At 58.2% G+C, this 18,386-nt stretch carries 15 protein-coding genes; 9 read left to right on the forward strand and 6 right to left on the reverse strand.

The window, feature by feature from the left end; genetic code table 11:
* Positions 1–33: 33 nt before the first annotated feature.
* Together ABLQ08_RS26485 and ABLQ08_RS26490 are read right to left on the reverse strand one after the other, a co-directional pair.
* Positions 34–2,154, reverse strand: a complete 2,121-nt coding sequence (locus ABLQ08_RS26485) for an ATP-binding protein (RefSeq protein ID WP_352948832.1) — start codon at positions 2,152–2,154, stop codon at positions 34–36.
* Positions 2,154–2,894, reverse strand: coding sequence for a response regulator transcription factor (locus ABLQ08_RS26490; RefSeq protein WP_352948726.1), 741 nt, complete (start codon positions 2,892–2,894; stop codon positions 2,154–2,156). The genes ABLQ08_RS26485 and ABLQ08_RS26490 overlap by 1 nt, the downstream gene beginning before the upstream one ends.
* 213 nt (positions 2,895–3,107) lie before the next feature.
* Between ABLQ08_RS26490 and ABLQ08_RS26495 the strand changes: the two genes are divergently transcribed.
* The 5 genes from ABLQ08_RS26495 to ABLQ08_RS26515 all read left to right on the forward strand — a co-directional run bounded on the left by ABLQ08_RS26495 (position 3,108) and on the right by ABLQ08_RS26515 (position 9,552).
* Entirely contained in the window at positions 3,108–4,148 is a 1,041-nt protein-coding gene (locus tag ABLQ08_RS26495; RefSeq protein ID WP_352948728.1) for an ABC transporter substrate-binding protein, read from the forward strand.
* Positions 4,149–4,339: 191 nt separating this feature from the next.
* Entirely contained in the window at positions 4,340–5,341 is a 1,002-nt protein-coding gene (locus ABLQ08_RS26500; protein WP_352948835.1) for an ABC transporter substrate-binding protein, read from the forward strand.
* A gap of 88 nt (positions 5,342–5,429) precedes the next feature.
* A complete protein-coding gene (locus tag ABLQ08_RS26505) occupies positions 5,430–7,661 on the forward strand; it encodes an ABC transporter permease (protein WP_352948731.1) in 2,232 nt (743 codons plus the stop codon).
* Positions 7,658–8,719: an ABC transporter ATP-binding protein gene (locus ABLQ08_RS26510; protein ID WP_352948734.1), complete on the forward strand. Its 1,062-nt coding sequence runs from the start codon at positions 7,658–7,660 to the stop codon at positions 8,717–8,719. Before ABLQ08_RS26505 ends, ABLQ08_RS26510 begins: the two co-directional genes overlap by 4 nt.
* An 11-nt stretch (positions 8,720–8,730) precedes the next feature.
* A complete protein-coding gene (locus ABLQ08_RS26515; protein ID WP_352948736.1) occupies positions 8,731–9,552 on the forward strand; it encodes an inositol monophosphatase family protein in 822 nt (273 codons plus the stop codon).
* Between the two features lie 54 nt (positions 9,553–9,606).
* Here the strand turns inward: ABLQ08_RS26515 and ABLQ08_RS26520 are convergent, their stop codons facing one another.
* The 4 genes from ABLQ08_RS26520 to ABLQ08_RS26535 are packed head-to-tail and all read right to left on the reverse strand — an operon-like array spanning position 9,607 to position 14,658.
* Positions 9,607–10,662, reverse strand: a complete 1,056-nt coding sequence (locus tag ABLQ08_RS26520; RefSeq protein WP_352948739.1) for a CaiB/BaiF CoA transferase family protein — start codon at positions 10,660–10,662, stop codon at positions 9,607–9,609.
* On the reverse strand, positions 10,659–11,114 hold the full coding sequence (locus ABLQ08_RS26525; RefSeq protein ID WP_352948742.1) for a MaoC family dehydratase: 456 nt from the start codon (positions 11,112–11,114) through the stop codon (positions 10,659–10,661). The genes ABLQ08_RS26520 and ABLQ08_RS26525 overlap by 4 nt, the downstream gene beginning before the upstream one ends.
* Before the next feature lie 2 nt (positions 11,115–11,116).
* Positions 11,117–13,105 (reverse strand): acetyl/propionyl/methylcrotonyl-CoA carboxylase subunit alpha, encoded by a 1,989-nt coding sequence (locus tag ABLQ08_RS26530; protein ID WP_352948745.1) that lies wholly within the window; start codon positions 13,103–13,105, stop codon positions 11,117–11,119.
* 8 nt (positions 13,106–13,113) lie between these two features.
* On the reverse strand, positions 13,114–14,658 hold the full coding sequence (locus ABLQ08_RS26535; RefSeq protein ID WP_352948747.1) for an acyl-CoA carboxylase subunit beta: 1,545 nt from the start codon (positions 14,656–14,658) through the stop codon (positions 13,114–13,116).
* Between the two features lie 94 nt (positions 14,659–14,752).
* Between ABLQ08_RS26535 and ABLQ08_RS26540 the strand changes: the two genes are divergently transcribed.
* From ABLQ08_RS26540 to ABLQ08_RS26555, 4 genes are read left to right on the forward strand one after another with little or no spacing between them, the layout of a single operon-like run.
* Positions 14,753–15,580, forward strand: coding sequence for an enoyl-CoA hydratase/isomerase family protein (locus ABLQ08_RS26540; RefSeq protein WP_352948750.1), 828 nt, complete (start codon positions 14,753–14,755; stop codon positions 15,578–15,580).
* Positions 15,577–16,749, forward strand: coding sequence for an acyl-CoA dehydrogenase family protein (locus tag ABLQ08_RS26545; RefSeq protein ID WP_352948752.1), 1,173 nt, complete (start codon positions 15,577–15,579; stop codon positions 16,747–16,749). The genes ABLQ08_RS26540 and ABLQ08_RS26545 overlap by 4 nt, the downstream gene beginning before the upstream one ends.
* Positions 16,750–16,753: 4 nt before the next feature.
* Positions 16,754–17,782 carry a zinc-dependent alcohol dehydrogenase family protein gene (locus ABLQ08_RS26550; RefSeq protein WP_352948754.1) on the forward strand — a complete coding sequence of 343 codons (1,029 nt, stop codon included), beginning with the start codon at positions 16,754–16,756 and terminating at the stop codon, positions 17,780–17,782.
* Entirely contained in the window at positions 17,779–18,384 is a 606-nt protein-coding gene (locus ABLQ08_RS26555; protein WP_352948757.1) for a TetR/AcrR family transcriptional regulator, read from the forward strand. The genes ABLQ08_RS26550 and ABLQ08_RS26555 overlap by 4 nt, the downstream gene beginning before the upstream one ends.
* Positions 18,385–18,386: the final 2 nt, after the last annotated feature.

Consider the following 18,386-nt stretch of genomic DNA (forward strand, 5'->3'; position numbering starts at 1 on the left):
CAGCCATCGCAGGTATCGGCCTGATCCCGGATTTCAGCCGGAAGACGCAGCCAGGGGCAAAGACTGCATTTCACAGGGGAAGCGCAGCTCGACAGTCGTCCCCTTGCCCGGTTCGGAGATGATGCTCGCGGAACCGCCACTTTGGCGAACAAAGCCATAAACCACCGCAAGTCCGAGCCCAGCGCCGCCCTGATCTGTCCGGGTGGTGAAATAGGGTTCGAACGCCTTGTCGACCTCTTCGTGGCTCATGCCGATGCCCTTGTCCTCGACCTGAACGACAACCTCGTCTGGCTGCTGAAGGGTCTTCACACAGACCTCTCCACCTTCGGGCATTGCCGCTGCCGCATTAAGGCAGAGATTGAGGACCGATTGCTCGAACAGCTCCGGGTCCAACACCATGGCTGGCAGATCGCCGTCCAGATCGAGTTTCAGACTGCAGGTCTCGCCTATGGCGATTTCCAGGATGTCGGCCATGCCACGAAGAACCGCGGAAAGCTCGATCTTGCTGGAGTTGATCGGTTGCTGACGGCCGATGGTCAGCATGCTGCTTGCGAGCGAGCGCCCCCGGTCCGCAGCCTTGCGGATGCGGGCGATGTTGCGCATCTGCTTCTGACTGAAACCGCCGTCTTGTTCCAGCAGGCCAAGGCTTCCGGTGATGATGCCGATCATGTTGCCGACTTCATGGCTCAGCTGATGCGTCAGCCGCATGATGCCGTCAAGCCGCATCGCCTTTGCAGCCTCCGCTTCCTGCTTGTCCAGAAGCGTGACATCGCGCGCAAGAAGCACGACACCGTCGTCGCTCTGGTGCGACAGCGAGATTTCGGTGACCGTGCCGTCTTCCGCCCGGTGGCGAACCGAGACAGGCTCGGTCAATGGACGACCGTTCGCCCCTCCCGGCAGGACGTCGGTCCGAATTTCCGGGATCGGCTCCAGAAACTGAACCAGCGGCAGCTTGCGGGCAGAACCCTTGTGCCCCATCAACTCGATCACGCGCCGGTTCATTGTGATCGGAAGACCTGTTGCGTCGAATATGGCAATGCCTTCATTCATGCTGCGGAAGGTCGAGCGAATGGTCCGGGCCGCCGCTTCGGCGGTGCGGCGCAGGCGCGTCACCCGGTCCACGCTCTCCTTGAACGCCTGAAAAGCACTCTGAAGGTTCAAGAGCTCCGTCTCATCACCCTGATAGACAGGTGGCCCCACATCCTTCTGCCCCTTGGCAAGAGCATTCATGCCGCTGGAAAGGGAAACGATCCCTCTCGAGACCCTGATGGCAGAGCGGATCGATACGATGGCGATGGTCAGAACCAGCAAGGATGCCAGAGCAACGATGATCAGGAGGTTCTGCAGGGTCTGAGAGGTCGACTGAAAATCCTTGTTGAGCGTTTCGGTGACGATGTCGGATTGGGTTTCGGTCGCAAGGGAAAGCTCCCGCGCCACATCGTGCAGCCGGGCAATGGAGGAACGGACCGCGAAAATTTCCAGGAGATAACTGGTTTGTGCCGCAAAGACCCGCTCATAGGGCTCCAGTTCGGCTTCCATCAGCTTTTCGGCGGGGATCGACCGGTCTCCGGTTTCGGCTACATATCTGCGTCGCAACTCTCCGAGCTGAAACAGACTGCCGGAGCTCGAGACGGAATGGACAATCGCATTCAGGCGCTGGCGCAACTGCTTCTGCTTTACGGTTTCTCCGACTGCGATTTCACCAAGGGCGGAAGAAACCTGTTCTTTGTACTGCTGAGCGGTTTCGGCCTTATCCGCGAGCGCCAGCGTCTGCTTCCTGATCTTTTCCAGAAGCTCGAAAATCCGGGCATTCGCAGCCCGGTAAGCTTCCTTGCCGGGCGGATATTCGGGGATCGTGCGCAGCAATTCGTCAACCTGCTCCACCAGCGCCCGGCTTTTGCTCGAAACCCGGTAGGGCGATGTCGCGTTCATCAGAAAGGGCGCGCTGGACACAAGGTCCGACACCTGGCGCGAGACAAGAGACGCATCCGCCAGGCTGGAATAGGCCTGCAAGCCATAGGCCGCCGTTTCCTCTCTTGCCTTGAGAAGGCCGTAGATCGCGATTGCCGACAAGGCAAAGGCAACGACGCAGATCAGCACGATGGCCGCCGGCAGCCGGAACGCAATTGAAGAAAGAACGGAGCGACTGATCATCATGTCAGATCGGCCTGGTCGCGGTGAAGGATGTAGCCCTTGCCGCGACGGGTCTTGATGTGACGAGGCAGATCCGGATTGCGCTCGATCTTGCGTCGCAAGCGCAGAACGAGCACATCGACGTTCCGGTCGATGAGGCGGTCGGTTTCCGCGCCAAGCTGTTCCAGAATCTTGGTGCGGCTTACCGGTTCGTTCGGTGTCGCGGCGAGGATTTCAAGGAGAGAAAATTCCGATGATGTCAGCGTCTTCGACGGATCGGAAGTACAGATTGCCTTGCGGTTGACCAGGTCGATGACCCAATCGCCCAGGAGAATTGCGGACGGCTCATGCTGGACGGTGGCATGTTCCTTTTCGCTTTTAAGGGCTGGATGCAGACGCCGAAGGACAGCCTTGATGCGTGCCGTCAATTCAATCGGCTCAAACGGCTTGACGACATAGTCATCCGCTGCCGTTTCCAGACCCAGCACCCTTTCGGCGGCACTGCCGGCAGCCGTCACCATGACGATGCCTATATCCAATTGAGATCTCAGCTTTTGAGCGAACACGCGCCCCGACATGCCGGGCAGATTATGATCCACCAGCACAAGATCAAAGTGCCTTGCCGACAGAACTCCGGCGGCTTCTTCAGCAGAACTGGCAATATGGGGCAACCAGCCTTCGGCCTCTAAAAGATCCGAAATAAGCTCCGCCATATCCGGATCGTCTTCGACAATCAGGATATTGATGCCTTCATTGAGCAATTTGCATTCCTCCCGGATTGCATAATATGCATCGTCGACGCATAAGCAAAGTACTGATTTTCCTTATGTTTGTTACATTTGTAAGGTTTGTAATATTTGCAACTTTTTTCCTATGCCGGCGAAACAACGGTAACCAAATTACAGTTGTGAATGCCGTCACTTCTGCCATGTTGGTGAGGTTCCTGGAGCATTGTCTCCGGGATGGGAGGAAACATGAAACTTGTCACGCCACTCGGAGTGGGCACAGCCATCTGGCTGTCCGCCTCACTCGCCGATGCTTCGGCTCAGGACCTGAATGTCCTGTGCGGCGTTGACGAGGCCTGGTGCCAGTCGATGGAAGCTGCTTTCGAAGAGAAAACCGGCTTTGAAGTTTCCACGAAGCGCAAGAGCACAGGCGAAATCCTCGACCAGATTCGCGCCGAGAGCGAAGACCCCAGGACAGATGTCTGGTGGGGCGGAACCGGCGACACCCATTTGCAGGCCGTTGCCGAGGACCTTCTGGAACCCTACCGGTCCTACAACGAGGACGACGTTCTTCCCTGGGCGCAGAATTTTTATCTAATGTCGGGCGGCATGTCCGCCGGCGTCTATGCGGGTGCACTCGGCTTTTCCTACAATTCGGAAATCCTGTCCGAGCACGGCGTTTCCGCGCCTTCGTGCTGGAAGGACCTGACCGATCCGCAGTATCGCGGGCTGATCCGGATGGCCAATCCGAACTCTTCCGGAACGGCCTATACGACACTGGCAACACTGGTGCAGTTGCTGGGCGAAGATGAAGCCTTCAACTACCTGACCGCCCTCAGCAGAAACATATCCGAATTCACAACGTCGGGTGCGGCGCCGGTCAAGGCAGCAGCACGCGGTGAAACCGGGATCGGCATCTCATTCATTCATGACGCCGTGACACAGAAGGCAACCGGAGTGCCGCTCGTCATCGTCGCTCCCTGCGAGGGGACAGGGTACGAAATCGGCGCTGTCAGCATCGTCAGGGGTGCCCGAAACATGGAAGCCGCCCGCCAGTTCGTCGACTTTTCATTAAGTCCGGCAGGACAGGCGACCGGTGCGGCCTCCGGCCAGAACCAGATCCCGTCAAACGCAAAGGCAGCGCTGCCACCGGCAGCTCCTGATATCTCGTTGATCAGAATGGTCGACTACGATTTTGCGACCTTCGGCTCTCCTGATCAGAGGCGCAGGTTGCTTGAACGCTTCAATGGCGAAGTGCTCCAGAACGCAGAGCCCGTGACCATGAACTAGAGGATTTTCGAACACGTCAGATCTGACCGGCAACGGACCGTTCTCGCGGCTCCGAACGGGAGAACTATGTCCAAAGCCGGTCATGACCCAGCCGTATGGCTGAATCCGGTTGCCTGAACCGGAAAACCAAACATCAGGCAAACGCCCTAAGTGGAGGAAACTAAATGTCAATCAAAGCTCTTTCCATCGCAATGCTGACCACTACGGCAGCATTCACCGTTTCGCAGGCTCAGGCAGCAGGCAATCTCAATGTCATCTGCTCGGCAGACGTCGTCATCTGCGAACAGCTCAAAGGCGATTTCGAAAAGCAGCACGACATCAAGGTCAACATGGTGCGCCTGTCCTCAGGCGAGAGCTATGCCAAGATCCGTGCAGAATCACGCAATCCGAAGACCGACATCTGGTGGGGTGGCACCGGTGACCCGCACCTTCAGGCAGCTTCCGAAGGCCTGACCCAGGAATACAAGTCTGACAAGCTCGGCGACCTGCATGAGTGGGCGCAAAAGCAGGCGGAAAGCTCCGGCTTCAAGACCGTCGGCATCTATGCCGGTGCACTCGGCTGGGGTTTCAACACCGAGATCTTCAAGGAAAAAGGCTACAAGGAACCGGTCTGCTGGGCAGACCTTCTGAACGAAGAACTCAAAGGTGAAGTTCAGGTCGCAAACCCGAACTCTTCCGGCACCGCCTATACGACCCTGGCGTCGCTGGTTCAGATCATGGGTGAAGACAAGGCGTTCGAATACCTGAAGGAACTGAACAACAACATCTCGCAGTACACCAAGTCAGGTTCTGCTCCGGTCAAGGCTGCCGCACGAGGCGAAACCGGCCTCGGCATCGTGTTCCTGCATGACGCCGTTGCACAGGCCGCATCCGGCTTCCCGGTCAAGGCAATCGCACCTTGCGAAGGCACCGGCTACGAAATCGGCTCCATGTCCATCGTCAAGGGCAGCAAGAATCTGGACAATGCCAAGGTCTGGTATGACTGGGCGCTTTCTCCTGAGGTTCAGTCCCGCATGAAAGATGCAAAGTCCTTCCAGCTTCCGTCCAACAAGGCTGCTGAAGTGCCGAAGGAAGCGCCGAAGTTCGAAGACATCAAGTTGATCGATTACGATTTCACCACCTACGGCGACCCGAAGACCCGCAAGGCTCTTCTGGAGCGTTGGGATGAGGAAGTCGGCTCAATCGCCAACTAATCGAGCTCCCAGGGCGGGTCTGCACCGGGGCCTTCGGGCTCTGGTGCAGGCCCAAATCATATGACTTACTGAAATGACAGGGGTGGCCATGCAAAGTGGCAATAAACGGCTGGATTATCTCCTGATAATGGGGCTGATCTCGTTTCTAATTCTGCCTTGGTACAGGGTGGAGGGGGGCTTCTTTGCCTTTGAATGGCTATCCGGTTTCCTTTCCTCGTCAGACCTGGCGCCCGGTATCCTGCAAATGTTTGTCGAGGGGCGCAGCTGGCTCATCCTGGCGCTCGCATTCTTTCTAATGGGCGCAGGTGCCCGTTTCATCGCGGACCCTGACAAACGCGGCAAGCTCATGGTGATTGCCGGCAGCCTCGGCATTGTCTACATGACCATGCAGGGCCTTGCGATCAGCTTCACCGGCTGGGCCTGGACCTTCATGGACAACAATTTCGGGATGCTGGCCACGGGCCAACCGGCCATGGGCGCCGGTGCCATCGTGCTGTCCCTTGTCTTTGTTCTTTTCATCGCCTTCGGCTTTGCCGAGCGCGGTGTGATGAAGGGCGATGCTTTCGTCGTCGGTTCGATTTCCGTCCTGATCTTCCTGGTGACCGTCTTCATCTTCTATCCGATCGGCAGCATGTTCGTCGGTTCGTTTCAGGATTTCGACGGTTCGTTCAAGCCGGACGGCTTTTTTGAGAATATGCAAGACCCGTCAATCTGGAGCCTCAACTGCGTTGTTGGCGCAGGTCGCTGCGGGGTTGCCTGGCGCACGCTGACCCTCGCCGTGATGACCGGGATCGGCTCGACTGTTCTGGGACTTGCCTTCGCCCTGGTGGCCACGCGCACCAATTTTCCGTTCAAGAAAGGCCTGCGGCTTTTGACGGTTCTGCCGATCATCACACCACCCTTCGTGATCGGTCTGGCCCTGACGCTTCTTTTCGGCCGTTCCGGCGTTGTCACCGAAGCGCTCGATTTCCTCTTCGGCATCGAGCCGAGCCGCTGGCTATACGGTCTGACCGGCATCTGGATTGCACAGGTTCTCTCCTTCACCCCCATTTCTTTCCTGGTGCTGATCGGCGTCGTTGAAGGTGTCAGCCCATCAATGGAAGAGGCGTCGCAAACCTTGCGTGCCGATCGCTGGCGAACCTTCTGGAAGGTTTCGCTGCCTCTGATGAAGCCGGGTCTGGCAAATGCGTTCCTGATCGGCTTCATCGAGAGCATGGCGGACTTCGGCAACCCTCTGGTGCTCGGCGGCAGCCATGGCGTTCTCTCAACCGAGATTTTCTTCGCGGTGGTCGGATCGCAGATCGATCCATCACGGGCAGCCGTACTCGCGATTGTCCTGCTCAGCTTCACGCTGACGGCGTTTCTTGCACAGCGTGTGTGGCTGTCGGGCAAGAACTTCGCCACAGTGACCGGCAAGGGCGACAGCGGTCAGCATGCGGGACTGCCGAAGAGCCTGTCCATTTCGGTCTACGGCATCGTCATTCCCTGGATGGGCTTCACGCTTGTCGTATATGGCATGATCATCTTCGGTGGTTTCGTGAAGACCTGGGGTCTCGACAACTCCCTGACGCTGGAACACTACGCCCGCGCCTTCTCCGTCAGCTTTGAAGATGGCGCATTCGTCTGGACCGGAGTTGCCTGGAACTCCTTCTGGACGACCATGGAAATCGCGCTGATTTCAGCTCCATTGACTGCGGCTGTCGGTCTCCTGACCGCCTACATCATCGTCCGGCAGACTTTCGCAGGCAAAAACGCCTTTGAATTCGCCCTGATGATGAGCTTTGCTATCCCTGGCACCGTTATCGGCATCAGCTACATCATGGCCTTCAACCTGCCTCCGCTCGAAATGACCGGATCAGCCCTGATCCTGGTTGCGTGCTTCGTCTTCCGGAACATGCCGGTCGGTGTTCGCGGCGGTGTCGCGGCCATGAGCCAGATCGACAAGAGCCTGGATGAAGCTTCCCTGACCTTGAAGGCAAACAGCGCGCGCACGTTGCGCAAGGTGATCCTGCCTTTGCTGCGTCCGGCAATCACCGCAGCACTGGTTTACTCCTTCGTCAGGGCGATCACTTCGATCAGCGCGGTCATCTTTCTCGTCAGCGCGGAATACAACATGGCGACGTCCTACATTGTCGGCCTCGTCGAAAATGGCGAATACGGCATCGCAATCGCCTATTCCTCAATGCTGATCTTCGTGATGATCACGGTCATTACCGTGTTCCAGCTTCTGGTTGGCGAACGGCGTCTGCGCCGGGAAAACCGGGTCTCCGGTGTCATCAAGTCACGTAAATTTCGTATGTCGCAGGAGAAAACTGCATGACTACCCTGAAAAGCGGATCCGTCGTATTTGAAAACGTTCGCAAGGACTTCGGCACGTTTACCGCGATCCCGGATCTTTCCCTCACGATCGAGCCCGGCAACCTGGTGACCCTGTTGGGGCCATCCGGCTGCGGCAAGACCACAACCCTGCGCATGCTGGCCGGACTGGAACATCCGACCTCGGGCAGGATCCTGATCGGTGGCAAGGACGTGACCATGCTTCCCGCTCACGAGCGGGACGTGTCCATGGTTTTCCAGTCCTACGCGCTGTTCCCGCATATGAGTGCGCTGGACAATGTCGCCTACGGGCTTGAGTCCTCGGGTTTCAACAAGAAGGAAGCTCGCGAACGCGCCGAAGACGGCTTGGTGCAGGTCGGGCTGGAAGGCATGGGACATCGCCTGCCCGCCGAACTTTCCGGCGGTCAGCAGCAGCGCGTTGCAGTTGCCAGGGCGCTGGTTCTGGAGCCGCAGGTTCTACTTCTCGACGAGCCGCTTTCCAACCTTGATGCGCGCCTTCGCCGGAAGGTGCGGACAGACATCCGGGAGCTGCAGCAACGTCTCGGCTTTACCGCTGTCTATGTGACGCACGATCAGGACGAAGCCCTTGCGGTATCCGATCGGATCGTCGTGATGAAAGACGGCAAGATTGCCCAGTCCGATACACCGCAGAACCTCTACGACGAACCGGTTTCCGCATTCATTGCGGACTTCATGGGCGAAGCGAATGTCATCTCCTGCGAGGTGATCGAGCAGGTCGGAGATCTGGCAACCATCAATGTCGGCGGTCTTCAGCACAAGCTGAATTCAAAACGGGCCAAGGTCGGTCAGGCGAAACTGGCTGTCAGGCCTGGCGCGGTTACGCTGAACCCGGACACGGATACGGGCCTTGGCGGCGAAATCCTGACCACGGCCTATCTCGGTGACCATGTCGAATATGAAGTGGAAACTCCGGTCGGCAACTTTTTCGTCATCGATCACGCCGTGGAACGCTTTTTGTCCCCCAAAACGACCGTTTCCCTTAGCTTCCGCAATCGCGGCCTTGCCTTGATCGATGGCTGAGCATAGACATCATGATCATTTCCAGCACTGAGGATACGATAGACTTGGACAAGCGCTTCCAGCTCGCACAAGAAATGGCTGAAGAAGCCGGAGCTCTGGCTTTGGACTACTTCCAGCGACGTCATGAACTGATGATTGAAACCAAACGCGACCTGCACGACGTCGTTTCAATCGCTGACCGGAACGTTGAAGATCTCATCCGCAAAAGGATCGCCGCATCCTTTCCCGAAGACGGCATTCTGGGTGAAGAGCACGGCTACGAAGAGGGCACCAGCGGATACACCTGGGTGGTGGACCCGATCGACGGTACGGCTCCCTTTCTCAACGGTCTGTCCAGCTGGTGCGTTTCCATAGCGCTGCTTCACGATGGCGAACCGGTCATCGGAGTCATCAAGGCTCCCTGCGATGATGAAATCTTCGCTGCCATGAAAGGCAAGGGAGCGACCCTGGACGGTCAAGCTCTCGAACTGGACGCCGCAAGAACGCTGCAGAACGGCCTGACCGGCATTGGTGGAAACAGCCATGTGCCGCCGACGATGATCGGTGCGTCAATCACTTCGCTCCTGGAAGCGGGTGGCAATTTCGTACGTACGGGATCCGGCGCGCTGATGCTGGCCCATGTCGCGGCCGGCCGACTCGTCGGCTACTACGAACCTTACATGCACGCTTGGGACTGCCTGGCCGGATATTGCCTGGTGAAGGAAGCCGGCGGCGAACACCTGCGTTTTCCCGTTGAGGGAGAAGCGATCCGCAAGGGATCTCCGGTCCTGGCTGCAGGCCCCGGGGCTTTTCGCGATCTTGCGGAGCTTGCGCCCAAGATCGAGAATTTCTGAGTAAATTGACTGTCAGAAATCAAAGGGCCGGCACTTGCCGGCCTTTTGCGTTTTTCATGAGTCTTCGGAACAATCCTCGGGTCGGCTGAAGCGGGGAGCCGGGGCAACCGAAAAACGACCGTCTTCCTTTGTGATGGTTCCGCGGGCTCCAATATGATCGCCCAGATGCGCATCAGCGGTGGATGCCACCCAGGAGATACAGGCGTCCGGCGTCGCCACTGCCTGATCCAGCTCAGCGTTGCTCATTGACGCGACCCGGGCTTCGATAAGCCGGCTCATCTGAGGCCAGTTTTTCTTGTCCATCTGGTTTTGAAAGAGCGGATCATTAAGATCCAACGCCTTGCACAAGGCCAGGTAGAACTTGGGTTCTATGGCTCCCACCGCAATATGGCGGCCCTCAGCGGTACGATAACATCGGTAAAAGGGGGCGGCGCCATCCAGCAGGTTGCTTTGACGCTCCACTGACCATAGTCCGGCATTCTGCCAGCCGTAATGCAGCGCCATGAGCAAGGCTGCCCCGTCAACCATCGAGGTGTCGACAACCGAGCCCTGTCCTGTCGTCCTCGCCGAGAAAATTGCGGCAAGCACACCAAAGGCTCCGAGCAAACCACCACCGGCAAAGTCGCCCACCAATGGCAGTATTGGCACAGGGTCGCGATCGGCATGTCCTGCAGCATGAAGAGCGCCCGTTTGCGCGACATAATTGATGTCGTGTCCGGGATGGTCAGCAAGAGGCCCCGTCTGCCCGTATCCGGTGATCCTGCAATAGACCAGCGGCGGATTGATCTTTCGGCAGGTCTCGGGGCCGAGCCCGAGCCTTTCCATTACGCCGGGTCGATGACCTTCCAGCAAAACGTCTGTTCCGGCAACCTGTTCCAGCGCCTCACTCCGGCCTTCATCCGATTTCAGATCGAGCTGAACGATGGCTGAGCGCCCACGCAGGAGCAGGTCATCCTGACCTGCATCAACCCCGTTGGGCTGTCCACCGGGACGTATGACCCGGGTGACCTCGGCGCCATGATCAGCAAGCATCATCGCGCAGAACGGAACCGGCCCAATGGCATCGAATTCGAGCACTTTCAGTCCCGCAAGAGGTTTCAATATGCTCATGCTGCAGACCGCTTGTGCATGAAGGCCGCGCGGTGACAGGATGCTACCAGCACGTTGTCCTGATTGAAGGCCTCGTGGTGAAACCGCACAATTCCGGCATTGGGCCGCGAACGGCTTTCGCGGCATTCTCCAACCGTTGTACGCACCCGCAAGGTATCGCCGTGAAAGACAGGTGCCGGAAACTCGACAGCCGTCATGCCGAGATTGGCGATCGTCGTTCCCAGAGTGGTCTCGGAAACAGACAGGCCGATCATTGCACCCAGAGTGAGCAGCGAATTGACCAGTTGTTTGCCGAATTCCGTCTTTTCAGCAAAATGCCGGTCGATATGCAGCGGTTGGGAATTGTAGGTCATCGAGCAGAAGAACATGTTGTCTGCCTCGGTGATGGTGCGGGTTATGGCGTGGTCGATCACCATGCCCTCTTCAAATTCTTCGTACCAGAGACCTGCCATACCTATCCCCTTTGCCCCTCGTCGAGCTCAAGCTGCACAAGCAGCGCGCCGGCCTCTACGCTGTCTCCGGGCACCGCCCTGATGCTCGCTACCGTTCCGGCTGCGAGTGCTTTCAACTCCATCAGCAACTTCATGGATTCCATCACCACCAGCGTTTCTCCCGCCGCGACGGCTGCTCCCTGTTCCACCAGAACATTCACTACCAGTCCGGGCATCGTTGCTGCGATCCGGTCCGGCGCTGCCGTGGTTTCCTGATGCTGCGCGGCGTCATAGTTGCCCAGCTGAACGACCTGATGGGCGGCATCAAAATCTTTGCTCCACACATGAACCGAGCCATCGGAGATCAGCACCCCAATGGTTTCCTGAACACCGTTTCGCTCCACTCGGAGCGCTCCGGGGGCGAGCCAGGTCGCTGCCAGTCTCTCCTCGTCTGATGTTCCACCAACAACAAACCGGTTTTCAGCTTCCCTTTGAATCGAAATCCGGTTTTCCGGTGCTTTTGCATCCACGTACACCGCATGTGCCGACCGCCCCGCCCTTTCCAGCAGCCGGAACCCGCCAAGAGTTTGCCAGGGGGATGTTTTTTTCAAAGGAGCCAGATGATGCGCCAACACGGCGTAAAGCAGGGTCTCTCCATGTGCCTGCCGCCAGGCTTCACGCCATTCCTGCCTCAGGAAGTCCGTTGTGATTTCACCTGCTTGAAACCGTTTGGTCTGAAGTGCGTCGCGCAAGAACTGGCGCGTGGTTCTGAGCCCGGCGACTTCCGTTCGTTCAAGACCTGCAATCAGCTTTCGGCGGGCAGCTTCGCGGTCCGGACCAAGGGCAATCAGTTTTGCAATCATGGAGTCGTAACTGGAGCCGACAATCGATCCGATCCCGACACCGCTGTCGCAGCGAACGTTCTCGGGGACCTGCCACTTCAAGATCGTTCCCGTTTCCGGGCGGAAGCCATCCGACGCGTCTTCGGCCGTCAGACGCGCTTCGATGGCATGACCGACGCATGTGACCCGGTCCTGTGTCAGTCCCAATGGCTCGCCGGCGGCAACACGCAACTGCAGCTCGACAAGGTCCAGGCCGGTCACTTCTTCGGTGACAGTATGTTCCACCTGAAGGCGGGTGTTCATCTCCAGAAAGAAGAACTCGCCTGTTGCCGCGTCCATGACAAATTCAACAGTACCGGTGCTGTCATAGCCGATTTTCCGGCCCAGTCCCACAGCCGCCTCGAATAGGGCTTCGCGCGTCGCCTCAGTAAGGTTCGGAGCCGGTGCCTCTTCCAGGATTTTCTGGTGGTTCCGTTGAACAGAGCAGTCGCGTTCGAACAGGTGAATTACGTTTCCATGCTTGTCACCCAGAAGCTGTACTTCGACATGACGTGGATTCCGGACCAGCTTTTCGACCAGCAACCGGTCATCACCGAAGGATCGGGCAGCCTCGATGCGAGCGGCCCTGATCGCGGCTTCAAGGTCAATCGGTTCGAAGACTGCGCGCATGCCCTTGCCGCCTCCACCCGCGCTGGCCTTGACCATGACGGGCAATCCGATTTCATGCGCTGCGGCAACAAGCGCGGCGTCGCTCTGGTCTTCACCCGCATAGCCCGGAATGCATGGAACGCCCGCCTTGAGCGCGATTTTCTTGGCGGCGATCTTTGACCCCATTGATGTGATGGCGTCCAGATGCGGGCCGACCCACACAAGCCCCTCAGCCGTGCACCCTTCGACCAGATCCGGTTGTTCGGACAAGAACCCATAGCCCGGATGGATCGCCTGCGCGCCCGTCAATCTGGCGGCTTCGAGGATCTTGTCCGTGCACAGATAGCTTTCACGCGCCGGCGCCGGCCCGATGGCCACCGCCTGATCGGCCATGCGCACATGCAGCGCGTCGCGATCAGCTTCCGAAAAGACCGCGATGGTGCGCAGCCCCATCTTTCGGGCTGTCCTGATGATGCGGCAGGCAATCTCACCGCGGTTTGCAACAAGCAGACTGTCAAACATCCGGGACCTCACATCCTGTAAACCGGGCGCGGCCCCGTATCCTGATCCTCGCCCGCAGCGAGCGAGATGCACAGGCCAAGCACGTCACGTGTCTGATTCGGTTCGATGATGCCGTCGTCCCAAAGCCTCGCCGTGGCGTAATAAGGATCGGACTGCTCCTCGAACTGCTCTCGCGTTTTGGCGTCAAGGGTTGCAATGTCGTCTTCGCTCGCCTCAGACTTGAGGCTGGCGCGGCGAAGATCGGTCACGACCGTCGACGCCACATCCGGGCTCATGGTCGCGATCCGGGCATTGGGCCAGGAAAACAGGAAACGCGGCCTGAAGCCCCGACCGCACATGCCATAATTCCCTGCCCCATAACTGCCACCGACTATGACGGTGAATTTTGGAACCCGCGCATTGGAGACCGCATAGACCAATTTGGCCGAATGCTTGGCAATGCCACCTTTCTCCGCTTCGGTTCCAACCATGAAGCCTGTGATGTTCTGAAGGAAAAGAAGCGGGATCTGGCGCTGGTCGCACAGCTCGATGAAATGTGCGCCCTTGAGCGAACTTTCCGAAAACAACGCGCCGTCGTTTGCCAGGATGCCGACCGGATAGCCGTGGATGTGCGCAAAACCGGTGATCAGGCTTGCGCCGTAGTCCGGCTTGAACTCGGACAGAACAGAGGCATCGGCCATCGAGCGGATCAAAGCCCGCATGTCGGTGGGGCGTTTCAGGTCGACCGGCGCATAGTCCTCCGGACTGCCGGAGTTGGCGAGAGGTTCGACCGGATCCTGCGGCGGTGGCGCGACTGCTCCCTCACTGCCGAGATTGGCCACAATCTCGCGGAGCTTCTGCAAAGCCGTTTCCTCATCAGGTGCTACGTGATCGCTGACACCGGAGACCATCGTATGCATGTCTGCTCCGCCCAGAGTTTCACCATCGACGATTTCGTTGATCGCCGCCTTGACGATCGGCGGACCTCCAAGATGAATTCGCCCGGTTCCCCTCACCATGATCACTTGATCCGAGAGGGCCGGAATGTAGGCGCCACCTGCGGTGCACCCACCGAAAACGATGGAAATCTGGGGGATGCCGGCAGCCGACATCTGGCATTGCCGCCAGAACCCGCCACCGAAATGGTCCTGATCCGGAAAGACCCGATCCTGTTCGGGCAGGAATGCACCGCCACAGTCGACCAGGTAAATGCAGGGCAGGCGGTGCTGCTGGGCAATCTCCTGGGCGCGGGAATGCTTGCGCACGGTCTCGGCAAAGAACGACCCTCCTTTGACCGTCGCGTCATTGGCGATGATCATGCAGGGTCGGCCATGGATCAGACCGATGCCGGTCACGATACCGGCGCCCGGTACTTCTCCACCATAGAGCCCATGTGCCGCCAGGGGCGACAATTCCAAAAAGGCGGTCTCCGCATCGAGCAGAATTTCGATTCGGTCCCGTACGAAAATCTTGCCCCGCTGATGATGCCGGGTCCGGAATCTTTCACCACCCCCTTCTGACGATAATCTCTGAGTTTCCCGCAATTTGGCGATGAGATCGGTCATTTCGACCATTGCCGTCACCTTTCTTCCAATGCCTCACTGTTGACATCTACCTAACGACCGTTAGAAATAAATGTCAACAGCGCGCGTCCGATTGGAGATTTCGATGGATGGAAACGGGAAGGACTGGGTCACCCTGGAGGTAACAGATGCTGTCGGCACACTGACACTGTCTGCACCTGACCAGCTGAACGCCATCCATAGGCCGATGATGGATCAACTTATCCGGCGACTTGAAGACCTCCGTGGCGACGAAACGATCAGGGCAATGATCGTGACCGGTTCGGGTCGTGGTTTTTGCGCCGGAGCCCATGTTGGCGAGATGGCTGCCCTCGAGGACAAGGGCAAGGGTATCTACAATTTGCTCGACGACGGCTGGAACCGGGCGGTGCGTCTGATCCGGTCCATGCCGAAACCCGTCGTCAGCGCGGTCAACGGCATCGCGGCAGGGGGCGGCGTCGGTCTTGCGCTCTCCGCTGATATGGTCCTGGCGGCCCGTTCGGCCCGTTTCATCCAGGTATTCGGCCCAAAGCTTGGCGTCATTCCGGACGTCGGGAACACCTGGTTTCTTCCGCAAGCTCTAGGCAGGGCGAAAGCCATGCAGCTGATGCTGACCGGAGAAACTCTTGACGCGGCAGAAGCCGAAAGCTGGGGCCTGATCTCACGCTGCGTCGAAGACGACGAGCTGACCCGCGAGGCGTTCTCTCTTGCCCATGACCTTTCTCAGGGACCGATAAATGCCTTCGTCGAAATCAGGAAAGCTGTCGATCACGGCCTGACATCCGGACTGGAGCAGGCCCTCGACCATGAGCGCGACACCAACGCGCGTCTTTGCGCAGGTCCGGATTTTGCTGAAGGCACTTCCGCCTTTGCCGACAAACGCAGACCGGACTTCACCAGACAATCAAAGCAAAATGACGGGACAGAACGATGAGCGCACTCGGGTTTGACGCAACCACAGCCAGCAGCTTCTTCTTCGAGGAGGAACATCATCTTCTGCGTGCGCAAGTGCGCCGCTTCGTCGAAGAGGAAATCAAACCCCACGCCGATGCCTGGGAAGAGGCAGGCGCCACACCGCGCGAGCTGCTGCGCAAGATGGGAGATCTCGGCTTTTTCGGCATTCGCTACCCGGAGCAGTATGGTGGATCGCACATGGACGAACGTGCCACGGTGGTTCTGGCTGAAGAGCTGGGTCGGTGCACTTATGCAGGCGTTGCCATCACAGCACTCGTCCACACGGACATGGCTTCGGTTCATATTTTCAATGCCGGCAACGATGCGCAGAAGGAAAAATATCTGCCCCGGGTTATTTCAGGCGACATAATTACCGCGGTCGGTGTCACCGAACCCGACGCAGGCTCTGACGTGAAGAGCATTCGGACAACAGCCAGGCGAGAGACTGACGGCTATGTTCTGAATGGTGCCAAGACCTTCATCACAAACGGCGTTCTTGGCGACGTTTACTGCGTAGCGGCGAAGACCGATACGAGCGGCAGACCCAGTCAATCGGTGACCATGTTCATCGTTGAAAAGGACACGCCTGGATTTTCGGTTTCAAGATCGTTGAAAAAGCATGGCTGGCTGAGCTCCGACACGGCCGAACTGTCCTTTGTCGATGTGTTCGTTCCCGCAGAAAACGTGCTTGGCCAGGAAGGCCGCGGCTTTTACGAGATCATGAAGAATTTTCAGAACGAGCGGCTTGTACTTGGCGCCATGGCGATGGGTGAAGCGCAGGCAGCGATCGAAATGACGGTCAATTATGTCAGGGATCGCAAGGCTTTTGGGGCACCGCTCTGGGACAAGCAGGTCATTCGCAATCGTCTGGCTGAACTGGGCGCAAAGGTCGAAGCCGGACGACAGATGGTTTATGCCACTTCAGCCCGTGCCGCGCACGGCGAAGACCTTGTCCGGGAAGTTTCGATGATCAAGGCCTATTGCGGCGAACTGGTGAACGAGGTCATGTATGCCTGCGTTCAGTTTCATGGCGGTATGGGTTTCATGCGGGAAAGTGCTATTGAACGCATGTCGCGTGACGCGCGCGTGCAAGCCATAGGTGGCGGCGCAACCGAGGTCATGCTGGAGGAAGTCGCCAAACGGATGTAACCGCATGGAATACTGGTCGTTTTCAAACGGGTTCGGGTTGGACAACCTGATCAGAAAGTCGGGCAAACTCCCTCGCCCCGGTCCACGTGACGTCTTGCTGGAAATGCAGGCAGCTTCGCTGAATTACCGCGACCTTGTCGTCATGCGCGCACAGCATGGAAAAATGGTCCAGCCGCCGCTCATTCCCCTTTCGGACGGAGTTGGCGTGGTCATCGAAACCGGAAAAGACGTAACCGGATTCAAAATCGGTGACAGGGTCTGCCCCACCTTTTACCAGCATTGGCAAGGCGGTCCCCCTCCCGCCGACCTCGAAGTCGGACGGCTTGGCGGTCCCCTTGACGGGGTTCTGGCCAGTCACTGCGTATACCCGGCCTCAACCCTCGTTCGGGTTCCAGATCACCTCAGCGACGAAGAGGCCGCCACCCTGCCCTGTGCCGGTGTAACCGCCTGGAGCGCCTTGAGCGAACCGGCTCCGGTCCGCCCAGGCGAAACGGTACTTATTCTTGGCACCGGGGGTGTCGCGTTGATGGCCTTGTCACTTGCAAAAGCTTCAGGCGCACGCGCAATCGTTACGACTTCCGGACCTTCGAAAGCAGAGAAGGTCCGAGAGCTCGGCGCAGACATCGTGATTGACCGATCAGCTGAAGAAAACTGGGCTCAAACAGTTCGAAAGGCGACTGGCGGCATTGGATGCGACCGCGTTCTGGAACTGGGCGGCGCGCAAACCCTGGGAGCTTCCACCAAAGCTGTCAGAACAGGCGGAACGATTGTTCTGATCGGAAATGTGACGGGCAACAATGCGGAGTTGTTCCTGCCGCTCGTGCTCACGCGGCGATTGACGCTTCATTCGGTTTCGTGCGGCTCGCGCGCCGCTTTCGAGGCAATGAACCGGGCCCTGGAGCAACACTGCATTCGACCGGTGATTTCGGAAATCATTCCCTTTGAAACTGCCCCGGCCGCATTCACGGCACTTGAAACGCATAAAGGTGTCGGAAACATCTGCATCTCTTCTTTTCCAGGGAGCGGCAGGTGAGCGAAGAAACCAGACCTTCCAGGCAGCGAACCAAGGCAAAGGCCGCAGAGGCCCGGCGCGAAATCCTGGGCGTGGCGGCGCGCATGATGCGCGAAATCGGATATGCCGACATGTCCTTACGGGATCTGGCCGCCGAAGTCGGCATGAAGGCCGGAAGTCTTTACTATCATTTCCCTTCCAAGGAAGCGCTTGCAACGGAAGTCATGCGCCTCGGGGTCGAGGTGGTGGAAGACGCTGTGCAGGTGGAATTGGAGCAAAACGGTCATCTGTCTGCGCGGGAGCGGCTTGTTCTTGCCATGCGCATACATCTGAAGACGCTTTTGTCGGAGAGCGATTTTTCTTCGGCACACATTCGATGCTACCCCTTTGTGCCCGATACGGTCAGGGAAGAACTGAAAGCGGTGCGCCGTGCTTACAACACAGTCTGGAATGACATTATCGGCGCCTATCTGGGCGCAGCAGCAACCCCGGTCCAGATCCGCCATCTGCGCTACACGTTGCTCGGCGCCATGAACTGGTCGCTGGAATGGTTCAACCGTGACCGGGACGATGTCGATGCCTACGTGGCCTCCATCGCCGCCCTGCTGCCCGAACAGGACTAACT

The sequence above is a fragment of the Roseibium sp. SCP14 genome (genome assembly GCF_040329475.1).
In the GTDB taxonomy this organism is placed as follows: Bacteria; Pseudomonadota; Alphaproteobacteria; order Rhizobiales; family Stappiaceae; genus Roseibium.